Origin of the sequence: Streptomyces sp. GC420, assembly GCF_009916105.1 — a bacterium.
Taxonomy (GTDB): Bacteria; Actinomycetota; Actinomycetes; order Streptomycetales; family Streptomycetaceae; genus Streptomyces.
The window spans coordinates 13177-29453 of the sequence record NZ_JAAAXQ010000050.1 but is presented as its reverse complement, the minus strand read 5'-3'; the positions used below and the strand labels follow the sequence as shown (position 1 = coordinate 29453).

The 16277-nt window shown below is 71.9% G+C and carries 14 protein-coding genes; 6 read left to right on the top strand and 8 right to left on the bottom strand.

The annotated features are described in order from the left end of the window. From GUY61_RS09350 to GUY61_RS09340, 3 genes are all read right to left on the bottom strand, one after another. A partial coding sequence (locus GUY61_RS09350; RefSeq protein ID WP_166629610.1) for an FAD-dependent monooxygenase occupies positions 1-824 on the bottom strand: 824 nt, incomplete at its 3' end. Positions 825-877: 53 nt separating this feature from the next. Further along, positions 878-1840: a cyclase family protein gene (locus GUY61_RS09345; RefSeq protein WP_166629609.1), complete on the bottom strand. Its 963-nt coding sequence runs from the start codon at positions 1838-1840 to the stop codon at positions 878-880. Then, positions 1837-2838, bottom strand: a complete 1002-nt coding sequence (locus GUY61_RS09340; RefSeq protein WP_166629608.1) for a fumarylacetoacetate hydrolase family protein — start codon at positions 2836-2838, stop codon at positions 1837-1839. Before GUY61_RS09340 ends, GUY61_RS09345 begins: the two co-directional genes overlap by 4 nt. 137 nt (positions 2839-2975) lie before the next feature. Between GUY61_RS09340 and GUY61_RS09335 the strand changes: the two genes are divergently transcribed. Then, entirely contained in the window at positions 2976-3893 is a 918-nt protein-coding gene (locus GUY61_RS09335) for a LysR family transcriptional regulator (RefSeq protein ID WP_166629607.1), read from the top strand. Positions 3894-4556: 663 nt separating this feature from the next. After that, positions 4557-5825, top strand: coding sequence for an MFS transporter (locus GUY61_RS09330; RefSeq protein ID WP_166629606.1), 1269 nt, complete (start codon positions 4557-4559; stop codon positions 5823-5825). A gap of 73 nt (positions 5826-5898) precedes the next feature. On the opposite strand, the gene GUY61_RS09325 is transcribed toward GUY61_RS09330, so the two are convergent. The 3 genes from GUY61_RS09325 to GUY61_RS09315 form a co-directional block, all read right to left on the bottom strand. Next, a complete protein-coding gene (locus tag GUY61_RS09325; RefSeq protein ID WP_166629605.1) occupies positions 5899-8211 on the bottom strand; it encodes an excinuclease ABC subunit UvrA in 2313 nt (770 codons plus the stop codon). 219 nt (positions 8212-8430) lie between these two features. Then, entirely contained in the window at positions 8431-9084 is a 654-nt protein-coding gene (locus GUY61_RS09320; protein ID WP_166629604.1) for a hypothetical protein, read from the bottom strand. 216 nt (positions 9085-9300) lie between these two features. After that, positions 9301-9927 (bottom strand): DUF4253 domain-containing protein, encoded by a 627-nt coding sequence (locus GUY61_RS09315; protein ID WP_243766306.1) that lies wholly within the window; start codon positions 9925-9927, stop codon positions 9301-9303. 358 nt (positions 9928-10285) lie between these two features. Here GUY61_RS09315 and GUY61_RS09310 point away from each other — a divergent pair, with 358 nt between their 5' ends. The 3 genes from GUY61_RS09310 (at position 10286) to GUY61_RS09300 (ending at position 12936) form a co-directional block, all read left to right on the top strand. Next, positions 10286-11107 (top strand): helix-turn-helix transcriptional regulator, encoded by an 822-nt coding sequence (locus GUY61_RS09310; protein ID WP_166629602.1) that lies wholly within the window; start codon positions 10286-10288, stop codon positions 11105-11107. Further along, the gene (locus tag GUY61_RS09305; protein WP_166629601.1) at positions 11104-11289 is read left to right on the top strand and encodes a DUF397 domain-containing protein; all 186 of its coding nucleotides are present in this window, start codon (positions 11104-11106) and stop codon (positions 11287-11289) included. The genes GUY61_RS09310 and GUY61_RS09305 overlap by 4 nt, the downstream gene beginning before the upstream one ends. A gap of 387 nt (positions 11290-11676) precedes the next feature. Beyond that, entirely contained in the window at positions 11677-12936 is a 1260-nt protein-coding gene (locus GUY61_RS09300; protein WP_313896591.1) for a serine hydrolase domain-containing protein, read from the top strand. Between the two features lie 98 nt (positions 12937-13034). On the opposite strand, the gene GUY61_RS09295 is transcribed toward GUY61_RS09300, so the two are convergent. Further along, positions 13035-13946 carry an NAD(P)-dependent oxidoreductase gene (locus GUY61_RS09295; RefSeq protein WP_166629600.1) on the bottom strand — a complete coding sequence of 304 codons (912 nt, stop codon included), beginning with the start codon at positions 13944-13946 and terminating at the stop codon, positions 13035-13037. A gap of 197 nt (positions 13947-14143) precedes the next feature. On the opposite strand from GUY61_RS09295, the gene GUY61_RS09290 reads away from it, so the two are divergent. Beyond that, positions 14144-14764, top strand: a complete 621-nt coding sequence (locus tag GUY61_RS09290) for a TetR/AcrR family transcriptional regulator (protein ID WP_166629599.1) — start codon at positions 14144-14146, stop codon at positions 14762-14764. A 150-nt stretch (positions 14765-14914) separates the two neighbouring features. On the opposite strand, the gene GUY61_RS09285 is transcribed toward GUY61_RS09290, so the two are convergent. Next, complete coding sequence (locus GUY61_RS09285) at positions 14915-16090, bottom strand: pyridoxal phosphate-dependent aminotransferase (protein ID WP_166629598.1); 1176 nt, start codon at positions 16088-16090, stop codon at positions 14915-14917. Between the last annotated feature and the right edge of the window lie 187 nt (positions 16091-16277).

Genomic DNA, 16277 nt, shown 5'->3' with positions numbered 1-16277 from the left:
ACCAGCATGCGGTCGAACCAGGTGTAGTTGACCTTCGCCGGGTCGGTGATGTGCGCGGTGATCTCCGGCCAGAAGCCGCCGTAGGCGGAGGCCAGCCGGCGCATCTCGTCGGCGTACGACTGCGGCGGGATCGAGGCGCGGTCACGGTTGGCCTCGACGACGTACGCGTAGAGGGTGCTGTCGCTGGTGGGGCAGTAGCCGGCGATGTAGGCGGGGCCGCCGTAGGCGAGGTCGGTGCGGGTCACACCGGCGGGGCGCGGGGCGGCGACGCGCCAGATGGCCATGCCGGTGGGCTCGGGCTCGGCCGTGACGCCGATCGCCGTGCGGGTGGTGGAGGCGAGGCCGTCGGCGGCGATCACCAGGTAGTAGCGGCCCTGGGTGCCGTCGGTGAAGCGGACCGAGACGCCGTCCGCGTCCTGGCCGAAGGTCTCGGCGCGGGTGCCGAGGCGCACGCGGGCCCCGCTCGCCCGGACGGCGTCGATCAGGATCCGCTGGAGCCGGGGGCGCTGCATGCCGACGGTGGCGGGCAGGTCGTCGCCGCCGGTACGCAGGTCGGGCTGGACGTGCAGGACGGTGCCGTCGGGGGCGGTGATGCCGACGGAGCCGAAGCCGAAGCCGGACTCCTTCACCTGGTCCCACACGCCCAGCTCGCGCAGCACGCGCAGGGCGTTGCCCTGGAGGGTGATGCCGGAGCCGGCGGTGGCGTTCCAGTCGTCCTTGGCCTCGATCAGGTCCACGGTGATGCCGGCGCGGCGCAGCAGGACCGTGACGGCGTTGCCGGCGGCGCCGCCGCCGACGACGAGAACCGTGCGGGGTGTGGTCATGGGGGAACTCCCTCGTTCCTCGGGCTGTTTGACGGCGGGCTGATTGGCGGCGGCTATTTGACGGCGACCGGGTTGACGGGTGAACCCACGGCGCCGGTGATGGGCAGAGGAGCGGCGGTGAGCCAGAACTCGTACACGCCGTCGTCCGCGCAGTCCTCCGCGAGCGCCTCCAGGTCCCACATCTCGCCGATGAGCAGGCCGATGTGGGGGATGGCGACCTGGTGCAGCGGCTGGAAGGCGTGCTCGAACTCGTTGGGCCGCACCTCGAAGCCCCAGGTGTCGGTGGCGATCGCGGCGATCTCGCTTCCGTGCAGCCAGCCCGCGGCGGTGAAGGAGAGGCCGGGCGCGGGTCCGCCGGCGTAGTCGCCCCAACTGTCGCGGCGAACCCGGGCGAGCTGCCCGGTGCGTACGAGGACGATGTCGCCGCGGCCCACGGTCACCCGCTGGGACCGCGCTGTCGCCGTCAGATGCTCCTCCGTGATCGCGAAGCCGTCCGGCAGCTCGCCGCCGTCGCCGATCGCGCGGCCCACGTCCAGCAGCACAGCGCGTCCCGCGACATGCGGTGCCATGTGCTCGATGCCGGTGACCAGGTCGCCCTCGGAGGTGACGACCTTCTCGGCGGGCCGCCCGTTCCACGCCATGCCGTGGTCGAAGATGTGCCCGAGCCCGTCCCACTGCGTGGAGCACTGGAGCGGCATCGCGATCACGTCGTCGGCGCCGCCGATGCCGTGCGGGAAACCCTGGTTGCCGAGCGCGGCGTCGGTGCCGGTGTCCAGCATGGTGTGCACCGGGTTGGTGCGCCGCCGCCAGCCCTTCTGCGGTCCGTTCATGTCGAACCGCTGCGAGAGGGAGAAGCTGACCCCGCGCCGGACCAGGGCCGCGCCTTCGCGGCGCTTGGCCTCGTCGAGGAAGTTGAGCGTGCCGAGCACGTCGTCCTCGCCCCAGCGGCCCCAGTTCGAGTACGCCCCGGCGGCCTCGGCTATCGACCCCTCGGGGTCGTGGGGGTCGAGGATCACGACGCCCGCTCCGCGACACACCGGGTGCGCTGCGCACCGAGGCCGGTGATGGAGGCGTCCATGACGTCACCGTCGCGCAGCAGGCGCCCCCAGTGCATGCCGTTGCCGGCCGGTGAGCCGGTCAGCACCACGTCGCCGGGGAGGAGGCGGGCCGTCTGCGAGGCGTAGGACACCAAGCGCGCCACGCCGAAGATCATGTCCTCGGTGGACTCGTCCTGCATGGTCTCGCCGTTCAGCCTCAGCGTCAGCCGCAGGTCGCCGGTGTCGGTGACCGACTCGGCCGGCACGATCCACGGACCGAGCGGGGTGAAGCCGGGCGCGTTCTTGCTGCGCAGCCAGTCGGTGCCGATCTGCGGCATGTCCCGGCGGAAGACGGTGGCCCGGTCGGTCAGGTCGTTGGCGATCGTGTACCCGGCCACGTACTCCAGGGCTTCCCCCTCGGACACCCGGTGGGCGGGCCTGCCGATCACGGCCGCCAGCTCCAGCTCCCAGTCCGGCTTCCCGGCCCAGGCCGGCAGCACGACGTCGTCGTACGGCCCGCTGATCGAGCTCGGCAGGCCGATGAACACGTACGGCAGGTCCTCCGCCGCGCGCCGGTCCATGATCTCCGCCGCCTCGGCACGCCGCTCCTCCTCGGAGCGGTCGTCGGCCGGGTCCCGGTGCGCGACATGCAGGTCGATCACGTGCTGCCGGTAGTTCGCGCCCGACTGGAACACCTGGCGCGGCTCGACGGGAGCGTGCACCCGGAAGTCCGCCAGCGGCCTGCGGCCGAGTCCGCTCCCACCGGCCAGGGACCGCAGCCGCGGCAGAGCCGTCTCCCAGCGGTCCAGCAGGTCACGGACCGTCAACTGCTCGTCGCCGAAGGCGACTCGGAGGTCGAGCACCTGGGCGTCGGGAGTGATCAGGGCGGGAAAGGCGGGCCCGTCCGGGGCCGAGAGGGTGCCGAGGGCGAAGGGTCCGGCGAAGAGCGCGGACGCGGGTTCGGGTTTCACGGACATGTCCTCCTGATTGCGGTGTGACTAATCTGGACCCGCCACCCGCGATCAGGGAAATAGATTCTGTGGATGATCGGCATCCACCGGGTTTATGCCTGCCTGTTTCCCCGTGATCGGCGCCGTACCGCAAGGGAAGCCACGTGAACCTGGCCCGTCTCGACCTCAACCTCGTCGTCGCCCTGCGCGCCCTCCTCGAGGAACGCAACGTCACCCGCGCCGGGCAGCGCATCGGTCTCAGCCAGCCCGCCATGAGCGCCGCACTGGCCCGGCTGCGCCGGCAGTTCGGCGACGACCTGCTCGCCCGGGTCGGCGGCCACTACGAACTCACCGCACTCGGCCAGGTGCTCCTGGACCGCACCTCCACGGCCTGTGACGTGCTGGAACGCCTGTTCACCAGCCAGGCCGACTTCGACCCGGCCACCGAGAGCCGCGAGTTCGGACTGGTCGCGTCCGACTACGCCGTCGCCGTCTTCGGCACCGAGCTGGCCCGCGTCGTGCACGAGGAGGCCCCCGGCATCCGGCTCCGCTTCTCCCAGACCCCCACCACCGTGGTCGACGACACCGCCACCCTGCTGAGCGCCACCGACGGGCTGCTCATGCCGCACGGCGTCATCAGCGACTTCCCCGCCACCGACCTCTACGACGACCGGTGGGTCTTCCTCGTGGCGGACGACCACCCGAGCGTCGACGACCGGCTCACCCGCCAGGACCTGGCCCGGCTGCCGTGGGTCACCTACCAGCGCACCTACGACGCCCCGGCCGTACGCCAGCTCGGCATGCTCGGCATCGAGCCGCGCGTCGAGGTGTCCGTCGACAGCTTCCAGCTGCTGCCCCTGCTGGTGGCCGGCACCAGGCGCATCGCCCTGGTCCAGGCGCGCCTCGCCCGGCTCCTCGCACCGGTCGCCGCCGTGCGCGTACTGGAACCGCCGTACGACGTGGTACCGCTGCGGGAGGCGCTGTGGTGGCACCCGGTGCACACGCACGACGCGGCCCACATCTGGCTGCGCGAGACGGCCGCCCGGGTCGGCAGACGCCTGGGGGACGCGCCCGGCCCGTGACGGGGGGGCGGGCACACGGGCCTGCGGCGCGGTTTCCGCCGCCGCCACCCGGCGCCCCCGGCTCGACCACAGGACCCCTGTACGCGTCCGCGCTCACGCCGGTCCGGCCGCGTGTGTGCGGCTGTGCATCCGAACGCGGCGCCCGGCCCGGCGCCACCGGCCGCGACAGTCACGGGTACGCGAGTGCACCGACCCGAACCGCGCCCCCAGCCGCGCACTGGCAGGCGAGAGCCTTCCGCTGCGGCTGCGGCTGCGGCTGCGGCTGCGGCTGCGGCTGCGGCTGCGGTTGGGGTTGCGGCGTCCGGACGGGCGGACGGGCGGACGGCCGACCGGACGGGAGGCGGACACCAGACCCGGGACCGTCCGGCCTGCGTGTCGGCCCGGCCCCGGTGCCTGCGCAAGGACCTCGACGCACTCGTGGACGCCGCCCGGTGGCGTCCACGCCCCGGTCTCGCGGCGGTACCACCGCCTGGTCCGGCGGCGGTATCCACGCCCTGGATCGAGTTCATCCGGAACTTGGATCACGCCGGGGGTGGGCAGGCCGGTGCCTGGAACGCATAGTCGTGGCACATCACACGCCCGTGCGCCGACGTCTCCTCTCCTCAGGACCCGGTCAGCCACGCGGCGCCCTTCTCCTTCCGCCCCGCGCCCAGGAGTGCCGCCATGCCCGCACCCGCCGTCCCGCCCGCCGCCGGCCCCGCGGCCTCCGCCCCGGCCGTGCCGGGCAGGCTGCCCGCCGTCCTGCTGATGGCGGGCAGTTGCCTGCCCGTCCTCGGCGCGGTGCTGATCGCCCCGGTACTGCCCCGTATGCAGGACCACTTCGGGGGCGTCCCGGGAAGCGCGGCCCTGGTGCCGGTCGTACTGACCGTCCCCGCCCTGTCGCTGGCCCTGCTGGCCCCGTTCGCGGGCGTTGTCGTCGACCGACTCGGCCGCAAACGGCTGCTGGTCGTCGCCACCTCCCTGTACGCGCTGTTCGGCACCGCCCCGCTGTGGCTGGACTCGCTGCACGCCATCCTGATCAGCCGCGTCCTGGTGGGCGTCGCGGAGGCGGCCGTCATGACCGCCTGCACCACGCTGATCGGCGACTACTACTCCGGGCGGGTCCGCGACCGGTACCTCGCCCTGCAGACGATGTCCGCCTCGGCGTCCGCCACGCTCTTCTTCGTGCTCGGCGGCGCGCTGGGCGCGGCCGGCTGGCGCGCGCCCTTCTGGCTTTACGCGCTCGGTCTGCTGCTCGCCCCCGTCATGGCCCGCGCGCTGCCGGCTCCGGCACCTTCGGGCGCCGCGACCGTACCGGCCGACGCCGCCACCGCGCGGGCCGACGCCGCGACCGGGCCCCGTCCCTTCCCGGTGCGCCGCATGGCCGGCATCAGCCTGCTGACCTTCTTCGGCGCCATCGTCTTCTACACCGTGCCCGTGGAGATGTCCTACCTCCTCGACGACCTGGACGTGACCTCCACCGGAGCCATCGGCGCGGTCACGGCGGCCGCCAGCGCCGCCACCGTCGCCGGATCCGTCGCCTTCACCCGGCTCACCGGCAGCCCGCGACGCCGGCTTCCCGCCCTCCTCCTGCTGTGCGCCGCCGGCTTCCTCCTCATGGCGATCGCCGACAGCGTGCCGTTGCTCATCACCGGAGCGGTGGTGAACTGCGTCGGCACGGGGATGCTCCTGCCGTCGCTGCTGACGCTGGCGATGTCGCGCCTGGACTTCGCCGACCGGGGACGCGGCACCGGGCTGTGGACGGCGGCGTTCTTCCTGGGCGAGTTCGCCTGTCCGCTGGTCCTCCTCGGCGGCAAGGGCGCCCTCGGCGATCTCGCCTCCGCCGTCGGGCTGCTCGGCCTGGCCACGGTGTTGGTCTCGGCCGCGCTCCTCGCCCTCACCCGCCGGGCTCCGGCCGCCGCGCAGCCTCTCCCCGCCCCCGAACAGCCCTGACCGACCGGGGTCAGGAACGTTCAGGGGCCGGGCGCCGGTGCCCGCTTGCCCCACGGTGTCCCGGGGGTCCCGGTCAGGCGCCGACGTAGTCCGAGAGGTGTTCGCCGGTGAGGGTGGAGCGGGCGGCGACGAGGTCGGCGGGAGTCCCCTCGAAGACGATCCGGCCGCCGTCGTGGCCGGCGCCGGGGCCGAGGTCGATGATCCAGTCGGCGTGCGCCATGACCGCCTGGTGGTGCTCGATGACGATGACGGACTTGCCGGAGTCGACGAGCCGGTCGAGCAGGCCGAGCAGCTGCTCGACGTCGGCGAGGTGCAGGCCGGTGGTCGGCTCGTCGAGGACGTAGACACCGCCCTTGTCCGACATGTGGGTGGCCAGCTTCAGCCGCTGCCGCTCGCCGCCGGACAGTGTGGTGAGCGGCTGACCGAGGCTGACGTAACCGAGTCCGACGTCGGCGAGCCGGTCGAGGATGCGGTGCGCGGCAGGCGTGCGCGCCTCGCCGGAGCCGAAGAACTCCGCTGCCTCGTCCACCGACATCGCGAGCACCTCGCTGATGTCGCGGCCGCCGAAGCGGTGGTCCAGCACCGACGCCTGGAACCGCTTCCCTGCGCACTCCTCGCAGGTGGTGGCGACGCCGGCCATCATCGCCAGGTCGGTGTAGATGACGCCGGCGCCGTTGCAGTTGGGGCAGGCGCCCTCGGAGTTGGCGCTGAACAGCGCCGGCTTCACGCCGTTGGCCTTGGCGAACGCCTTGCGGATCGGGTCGAGCAGCCCGGTGTACGTCGCGGGGTTGCTCCGCCGCGAGCCGCGGATCGCGCCCTGGTCGATCGACACCACGCCCGCGCCGGCGGGGATCGACCCGTGCACGAGCGAGCTCTTGCCGGATCCGGCGACGCCGGTGACGGCGACGAGCACCCCGAGCGGGATGTCGACGTCGACGTCGCGCAGGTTGTGCGCCGTCGCGCCGCGGATCTCCAGCGTGCCGGTGGGCTTGCGCACCGTCTCCTTGAGGGCGGCCCGGGTGTCGAAATGGCGGCCGGTGAGGGTGTCGCCGGACCGCAGACCCTCGACGGTGCCCTCGAAGCAGACGGCGCCGCCCGCCGCACCGGCGCCGGGGCCGAGGTCGACGACGTGGTCGGCGATCGCGATCATCTCCGGCTTGTGCTCCACGACGAGCACCGTGTTGCCCTTGTCCCGCAGCCGCAGCAGCAGGTCGTTCATCCGCTGGATGTCATGAGGGTGCAGACCCGTGGTGGGCTCGTCGAAGACGTACGTGACGTCGGTGAGCGAGGAACCGAGGTGGCGGATCATCTTGGTGCGCTGCGCCTCACCGCCCGACAGCGTGCCCGAGGGCCGGCCGAGCGACAGGTAGCCCAGGCCGATCTCCACGAACGAGTCGAGGGTCTGCCGCAGCGTGGCGAGCAGCGGTGCCACCGATACCTCGTCGATTCCGCGGACCCATTCGGCGAGGTCGCTGATCTGCATCGCGCAGGCGTCGGCGATGTTGATGCCCTTGATCCGCGAGGCGCGGGCGGCCTCGTTCAGCCGGCTGCCGCCGCACTCCGGACAGGCGGTGAACGTGACCGCCCGGTCCACGAACGCCCGGATGTGCGGCTGCAGCGCCTCCCGGTCCTTGGAGAGGAACGACTTCCGTACCCGGGGGACCAGCCCTTCATAGGTCAGGTTGAGGCTCTCGACCTTCACCTTGGTCGGCTCGCGGTGCAGGAAGTCGTGCAACTCGGTCTCGGTGTAGTCGCGGATCGGCTTGTCCGGGTCGAGGAACCCCGACGCGGTGAAGGTCCGCACCATCCAGCCGTCGGCGGTGTAGTTGGGGACGGTGATCGCGCCCTCGGCGAGCGACTTGTCCTCGTCGTAGAGCTGGGTCAGGTCGATGTCGGTCACGCTGCCCATGCCCTCGCAGCGCGGGCAGGCGCCGGCGGGCACGTTGAAGCTGTAGTGGAACGACGGCCCGGCACTCGGCTCGCCGAGCCGGCTGAAGACGATCCGCAGCATGGCGTTGGCGTCGGTGGCGGTGCCGACGGTGGAGCGGGAGTTGGCGCCCATCCGCTCCTGGTCGATGATGATCGCCGTCGTCAGCCCCTCCAGCAGGTCGACCTCCGGCCGCGCCAGGGTCGGCATGAAGTTCTGCACGAAGGTGCTGTAGGTCTCGTTGATCAGCCGCTGCGACTCCGCGGCGATCGTGCCGAACACCAGCGAGCTCTTGCCCGAGCCGGACACTCCGGTGAACACCGTCAGCCGGCGCTTCGGGATCTCGACGCTGACGTCCTTGAGGTTGTTCTCGCGCGCGCCCTGCACGCGGATCAGATCGTGGCTGTCGGCAACGTGCGGTGCGGGCACGTGCGTGTCCGTCCCCGGGGCCATGCTCATCGTGTCTCCGTGTCCTCTGTGTCTGCGTCTGTCGGGCGGAGCCGCCTTCGCGGTCTCCGACGGGCGTCCGGGACCGATCCGACCACACCTTCGAGCACCCGTCCGGTTGTTTTCCCCGCTTCGCCCCGCAGCCCTCCGGTCCCGGCCACGGCGCGCACCGGCCGAGATACGGGCGCCGGCAGGGGCAGCAGGAGAGGCCGGGACGACGGCCGGGGAGAGTCAGATCGGGTAACCCGTTTGCTCCGCCTCCTTCGAGACGGCCGTGAAGGAGGCGGCGGGATTCAGACGGGCCACGATCTCGGGCGTCAGCGGCCGTCCGGCATAGACGTGGCGGACGGCGTCGAGGTCCACGGGGCACTCGTAGTAATCCTCGGCGAACGACTGGAATGCCTCGGGAGTGGGATCGACCAGCAGGTCGGACATCCAGCGGGAGCCGTCGGGGTCCGAGTAGCCGCTGGGGAAGTCGATACGACCGGTGTGCCACCGCGTGTCACCGGTCTCGCGCCACAGGCAGAAGGTGACGCATGGCATTCCGTGGTCCATGAAGGCCGGCTCTTCCACCTGGGCCCGGAAGACGTCGGGCACTGAGTCGAGCACGCCGGGCCAGACCGCGTCGTCGGCGTACGGACTCATGGGCGACTCGTGGTCGAAGCCGCGTATGTACGCGCCGGGAGGAGAAAAGATGACGTCGAACTCGTCCCCGCTGCCGTTCCGCATCGAGAAGGCCGAGTCGGTCTCCGACCAGTGTGCGTCGAAGGAGTAGTACCTGTAGTCGCCCGGATTCAGCACGGCCTCGGCCGTGGCGATGGAACGGCACAGGTCCCGCAGGGCCGGGATGTCCTGAAGGGCGGCCGCAAGCTCGTGAACGGTCATGAATCCATCCAAGCCCATGCCACTGACAACGTCGTCCGGACGCCGCCCAGCGAACCGCGGCCCGTACACGACCGCCCGTGCCCGTGCACGCCGCCCGCGCCCGTACACCCCGGCTTGTACGGGCTCCCGCCGGACCCGGCGTTGGATCGGTATGACGAGCCTTCGCGGGCACGGCCGCGCTCATCCGCCACGGCGGCCTCGCCTGAAACGGGACCCTCAGTCCCACCAGAACCGCCACTCGTGGCACTTCATGAGCTCTTCGTGGTAGGTGGACCAGTCCAGCTCGGGCAACTCGTAGAAGATGTCCGGGCAGGCCAGGTAGTGCTCCGCAGCGAGGACCCGGGCCTGGTGGACATCGGTCGGCGGAGCGGCAACCGAGACATACAGGCTTCCGTGCCCGAAGCCCACCACACGGAGGCCGAATCGGTCCTCCCAGGATCGCAGCACCGCCGACAACTCCTGTGCATCCATGTGATTCGCCATACCGCGCCAGCTCAGGGCAGCGGGCGCATCGGCACCGCGCGCGACCTGGACGAGGGCGAGACATCGGGCCCTGCCGTCGCTGGCGACCGCGGTCGCCAGCGACGCTGCGCACACGTCGGCGTCGGTCGCCGCTGCGGCAGGGGTCGCGAGGCCCGGCCACTCCTCGAAAGGCGGCCACGCACCGGCCGTCCACTCGCTCCGGAAGTACGAGGCGGCGTCAGCGGCATCCCCGTAGTCACCCACAGGCTCGACGCAGTCGTCGGGGTACTCGAGGAGAAGCGGGTACAGGCCGGTCTCGGAACGGCGCGTGTACAGCCGCTTCCACCGGTCGGCTGCGTCCATGACAGGTTTGTCGCTCATCCACACCACCGGATGCGGGGCATGACACGACCCCAGCAGCTTGCCAGGCGGCAGGTCGTTCAGCAGTGGTCTGAGACCTTCGCTCAAGGGCTCGGGCATGAGCGGAATTTACGCGCTACCTCTGACAGAGCCATCAGAAGCGAAGCCTCGGGGCGAGGCACGGCACCGGCCGTCGGAACTCTGGTGGGCGGCTCCGGCTCCCAGGTCCCGCTGCGCGGAGCCCGGTCGCCGTAGCGACGCGGACCCGTACACGACGGCCTGTACGGGCTCCCGCCGGGCTCGGCGCGTAACCGCGCCCGGCCACCCCGCCGTTGTTGTGGCAGGAAGGTGTGCCACAAGCGCGACAAGGGGGTCGTCCATGGCGAACGGCAGCCCGCTCGAATCGTCCGACACTCTCAGGACGTTCGGTGCGGCTTTGAAGGTGTTCCGGGAGCGGGCCCTGCTGACCCAGGAGCAGCTCGCCGAGCGGCTCAACTACTCGCATGCCTCGGTCGCTTCGGTCGAGCAGGGGAGACGGATGCCGACCGCCCAGTTCGTCGAGCGGGCGGAGGAGGCGCTGGAGGCGTTCGGGGTGCTGCGGGCCATGGCCCGGCACGTGGGGCGGCAGCGGGGCCTGGCGGTCTGGTTCCGGGAGTGGGCGCAGCTGGAGGAGACCGCGGTCGGGCTGTGCACGTACGAGTGCCGGGTGGTGCCGGGGCTGCTCCAGACCGAGGCGTACACGCGGGCGGTGATGCTCAACGTGCCGCCCCCGCCCACCCAGGAGCAGTTGGAGCAGCGGATCGCGGCGCGGCGGGCGCGGCAGGACCTGCTGCGCCGGGAGCCGCCGATCGCGTTCAGCTTCATCGTCGAGGAGTCCGTGCTGCTGCGGCACACGGGAGGCGAGGAGGTCACCCGCGAGCTGCTCGGCCACCTCCTCGACTGCACCGAGCTGTGGAACGTGGAGCTCCAGATCATGCCGCAGCGGCAGCCCCACCACGCGGGCACGGACGGACCGATGCGGCTCCTGGAGACCCCGGAGCGCCAGTGGCTCGGGTACTCGGAGGGGCAGAAGACCGGGCAGCTGGTTTCCGACCGGGAAGCAGTGAGCGTGATGCAGATGCGCTATGCCAAGATGCGCTCGCAGGCCTTGTCCCCGGCGGACTCGGTGGAGTTGTTGCAGAGGATGCGAGGAGCGCTATGAGCACCGTCGACGAGCTGGACTGGTTCAAGAGCAGCTACAGCGGATCCGAGGGCGACGACTGCGTGGAGGTCGCGCACGCTCCGGGAGCCGTGCACGTACGCGACTCCAAGGAGAAGGACGGCCCCCGGTTCGCCGTATCCCCTTCCGCCTGGGGCGACTTCCTCGGGCGTGTGGTGGTCTGACCGATCGTGCGAGCATCCGCCCGCGCGGCACGGAGCGCCCCGTTCCGATCCCGCGGGCGGTACGTCCCACCGGGCAGGATCACGAACGCAGGGCATGTCCGGGCGATCATGTGACCGTCCGGACGGGGCCCAGGGGCGCTCAACCTCTCCGGCTCATCGAAGGATGATAAAATGGTAGCGATTATGCCGTTTTGAGCGACTGTGGTCGCATTACCTATCGCAGCACTCTGGCCGCGGTACCGGACCGCCGAGTGCGAGGGCAGTGATGCCGGCATGAGGAACTCGCGACCGGACGACGACGCCCCGGACCGTGCGCGCCGGGCGGGAGCCGGTTCCAGGGCAGGGCGCACCGCCCGAAGCCGCACCGCCCGAAGCCGTATCGCCCTGGTGGCACCATGCGCCGCCCTGCTGATCACCGGCGCCCTGCCCTCGGAGGCGGGTGCCACGGCCCCTGCGGCCGTGTCGGCCGCACCTGCGGCGACAGCGAGTGCTTGCGAACCCACCGGGTCGGCGCTGAAGTCCATCGATCCGGCCGCGTTGCAGTCCGCCGTGGAGCGCGCGGCGAAGAAGCTCATGGTTCCCGGCGCGGTGGTCCTGCTCCGCACCCCGCAGGGAACGTTCCGGGCGACCGCCGGCACAACCGAGTTGGGCACGGCCGAACCGCCCACCACGGGAGACCACTTCCGGATCGCCTCCAACACCAAGACGATGACCTCGGCGCTGATCAACCTCCTTGCCCAGGACGGCAGACTCCGGCTGAGCGACCCGGTGTCCGACTATGTTCCCGGAGTGCCCAACGGCGAACACATCACCATCGCCGAGCTGCTGAAGATGCGCAGCGGACTCTACAACTACACCAGCGCGCCCGAACTCGCGGCGGCCCTGGACGCCGACCCGGAGAAGGCCCGCACACCCCAGGAGATGCTCGACATCGCGTTCCGGCGCCCGCCGAACTTCGCACCCGGCACCTCCTACGAGTACAGCAACACCAACTACGTGCTGCTGGGCCTCGTCGCGGAGAAGGCGGGCGGACGCCCGCTGGCCCAGCAGCTCCGGGACCGGCTGTTCGCCCCGCTCGGACTGGCGGAGACCTCGCTGCCCGGCGCCACCGACGTGTCCATCCCCACCCCCTACTCGCACGGCTACATGTACGGCGGAACGGCCTACGCACTGGTCGACCGGCCCTACCCCGCCGACATGCAGGCGGCCGCCCGGTCCGGACGGCTCAAGCCGGTGGACTACACCCACCAGAACCCCTCCTACGCCACCGCCGCCGGGGGCGCCATCTCCGCCGCGGACGACATGGCCACCTGGATCCGGTCCCTGGTGACGGGCAAGGTCCTCAACCCCGCGACCCAGCGGCAGTGGCTCCACAGTCTGCAGGCGGAGGACCCGGCCGCGCCCGACGGGCAGAAGTACGGGTACGGCATCGCGCACCAGCGCTTCGGTCCGCACGCCGCGATGTACTACCACGGCGGTGAACTCCCCGGCTTCAACTCCTTCATCGGCCACGACCCGGACAACGACGTCACGCTGGTCGTCTGGACGAACCTGACCGTGTCGCCCGACGGCAGGGCCACGGCCAATGCCCTGCTCCCCACGGTTCTCAACCAGGTCTACGCCGGCCTCTCACTCCCCACCGACTAGGACTTGGCCGGGCACTCTCCGGGGCGGTGGTGCCCGACAGTCGTGTATCCCGGCGCGCCACGGACGTCACGACGGTGAGACCGCCGCGCGGCGGAGCGTCAGCGGGACGGGTCGGCGGGCGGTGGGCCGGGGAGGCCGGTGGCGTCGCTCCGTGCCTCCAGTGCGCGGAGCACGGCCACCATGTCCTCGCCGCCGTGGCCCCGCGCCACGGTCTCGTCGAACAGGGTGTGGCAGACGTCGAGGAGAGGGGAGGCCAGGCCGGCCTTCCGGGCGGCTTCGGCGATCAGCCGGTTGTTCTTCAGGACGTCCTGTGCCGCCGCCTGGACGGCGAAGTCCCTGGCCAGCAGCTTGGGCGCCTTCATGCGGGAGACGGCGCTGGCCATCGGGCCCGCGTCCAGGACGTCCAGGAACCGGCGCAGGTCGAGCCCGTGCCGGCCGGCGAAGTGGAACGCCTCGGTCAGACCGGTCACCAGCGTGATCAGGAACAGGTTCACGGAGAGCTTCGTCAGCAGGGCGTTCGGCACGGGGCCGCAGTCGAACGTCTCCCGGCAGATGATGGCGAGCAGGGGCCGCACGTCCTGCGCCGCGTGCTCCTCACCCGCCAGCATCGCCACCAACTGCCCCTGCTCCGCAGGGACCCGCGACCCGGAGACCGGGGCCTCGGCGTACCTCCCGCCCGCGGCGCGGACATCGGCCTCCAGCCCGCCCGAGTACTCCGCCGAGGTCGTGCCCATGTGGACGACGGTGCACCCGGCGACGCGCGCGGCGAAGTCCGGGGTACCGCGCCCCAGCACCGCGTCCGTCGCCGTCTCGTCGGCCAGCATCAGGATCACGACGCCGGCCCGCTCGAAGACCTCGGCGGCGCTCGCCGCGACATCCGCCCCGGCGGCGCGCAGCGGTTCGCACCTGGCGGGGGTGCGGTTCCAGACGACGAGCGGTGTCCCGGCACGGGCGAGGTTGAGCGCCATGGGCTGCCCCATGACTCCGAGGCCGACGAAACCCACGTACACGATGCACCGCCGTTTCCGGCCCGCGCCGGGCCCGAGCCGCTGCCGTCCCTGCCTGCCGACTGGCCCCTTCGGGTGCCCGCAGGGAGGCACGGATCATGACAGCCGTCATAGTAGCCGGTTCCATGACGACGGTCATAGAGTGAGGATCGAAGGGCCGGCGGAGCTGGACAGCGCACGGACGGTGGTGGAGGTCGGGCATGGCGGGGTCGGAGACACCCGAGACACCAGGACGCGGACCGCGCGAGCGGATGGTGTTCAGCGCGGCCCAGCTGATCCGCCGCGACGGGGTCGCCTCCACGGGCATGCGCGAGGTCGCCGCCCACGCCCGGGCCCCGCGCGGCTCGCTCCAGCACTACTTCCCCGGCGGCAAGGAGCAGCTCGTCAACGAGGCCGTGGACTGGGCGGGCCGGTACGCGGGCAAGCGCGTCGCGCGCTTCCTCGCCGCGCTGCCCGAACCGACACCCAGCGGCCTGTTCGCCGAGATGGTGCGCCAGTGGACCGACGAGTACGGGAGTGAGGGCTTCGCGGGCGGCTGTCCCGTCGCGGCCGCCACGGTGGACTGCGCGGAGACCACCGCGTCCACCCGGGAGGCCACTGCCGCCGCCTTCACCACCTGGAACCGCTCGGTGGCCGGCGCCCTGTCGGACATGGGCGTCCCGGAGGAGCGGACCGAAGCGCTGGCCACCCTCATGATCAGCGCCCTGGAAGGGGCGATCCTCATCGCCCGCACCGAGCGCGACGTCCGGGCCCTGACGACCGTGTCCCGCGAACTCGGGCCTCTCCTCGACGCCGCGGTCACCGGGGCAGGGGGCGGATGAGGCGTGCCGCCGCCGCCTCGCCGCCCCGCCCCACTGCGCCCGGAGGCCCGGCCGCGGCGGACGTCGGCCGTGGTGCCGGGCCCGCCGTGGTGCCCGCCCGCCGGGCCGGGCCCGCGGTGACGCCGGGCCGCGGGTGGTCCGGCGCGAGGCTCAGCCTAGCGAGGCCACGAACTTCCCGAGCCGGGTGATCCCTTCGCGGAGCTCGTCCGCCGACGCCGCGTACGAGAGCCTCACGTGCGTCTCGGCGGTGGCAACGCCGAAATCCCTGCCCGGAGTGAGCGCGACGTGCGCCTCCTGGAGCGCCCGCTCGCAGAACTCCCAGGACGTGAGCCCGGTGTCACGGACGTCGAAGTAGACGTAGAACGCGCCGTCGGGCGGCACGGGAACGGACAGCCCGATCCGCACCAGGCCCCCGAGCACGAGCGCGCGCCGCTCGGCGAACTCGGCGCGGCGTGCTTCGCAGACCGCGAGGGACTCGGGTGTGAAGCAGGTCAGAGCGGCATGCTGGGCGGGCGCGGAGGCGCAGAGGAAGTAGTTCTGGGCCAGGCGCTCCATCACCGGTACGAGGTCTTCCGGGACGACGCACCAGCCGAGCCGCCAGCCGGTCATGCCGAAGTACTTCGAGAAGCTGTTGATGACGATCGCGCCGGGGTCGAGCGACAGCGCGCTGAGCGGCGCCCGGCCCCGGTCGTCGTGGTCGCTCAGATTGAGGTAGATCTCGTCGACGATGCGCCACGCGCCGCGCTCGCGCGCGTACGCGCAGATCGCCGCCAGTTCGTCGGCCGGAACGGAGGTCCCCGTCGGGTTCGACGGGGTGGCGATCATGACCCCGCGCGTCCGATCCGTCCAGCTCGACCGCACCGACGCCGCGTCCAGCTGGAAGCGGGTCGCCGCGGTGGTGGGGACGAGCCCGACCTTCGCGCCGAAGCTCTCGGCGAGCTGGCGGTTGCAGGGGTACGACGGGTCCGCGATCAGCACCTCGTCACCCGTGTCGACGAGCGCCGCGATGACCAGCAGCAGGGCGGCCGACGCGCCCGCGGTGACGATGATCCGGGAGGGGGCGACCTCGACGCCGTGCTCGTCCAGGTAGAAGCGTGCGATCGCCTTCCTGAGCTCGGGCAGCCCGACCGCCGCCGTGTAGGTCACGGGCCTGCCGTCCATGACCTCGCGCATCGCGTCCAGGACGGCCGGGGGTGCGCCGAAGTCCGGCTCGCCGAGGCTGAGCTTGACGACGTGGTGCCCCTGGGCCTCCAGCGCGGCGGCGTGCTTGCTGAACTCCATCGCGTAGAACGGGGTGACGGCCTGCGCGCGTTGCGAGATCCTCACGCCCCGGCCTCCGGCTCGATCGCGCCCGTACGGATGATGACGCCGGTACGGATGATGGCGGATGTCTCGCTCGCGAGTGGGTTCATGGGTCGTTCTTCCTGGTCGCCGTTCGGGGGTGCGTCAGGCCCGCCGCAGACGGTGTCACCACCGGGGCCGGGCCCGTCGAGGCAAGGCCTCCGCCGCAGCG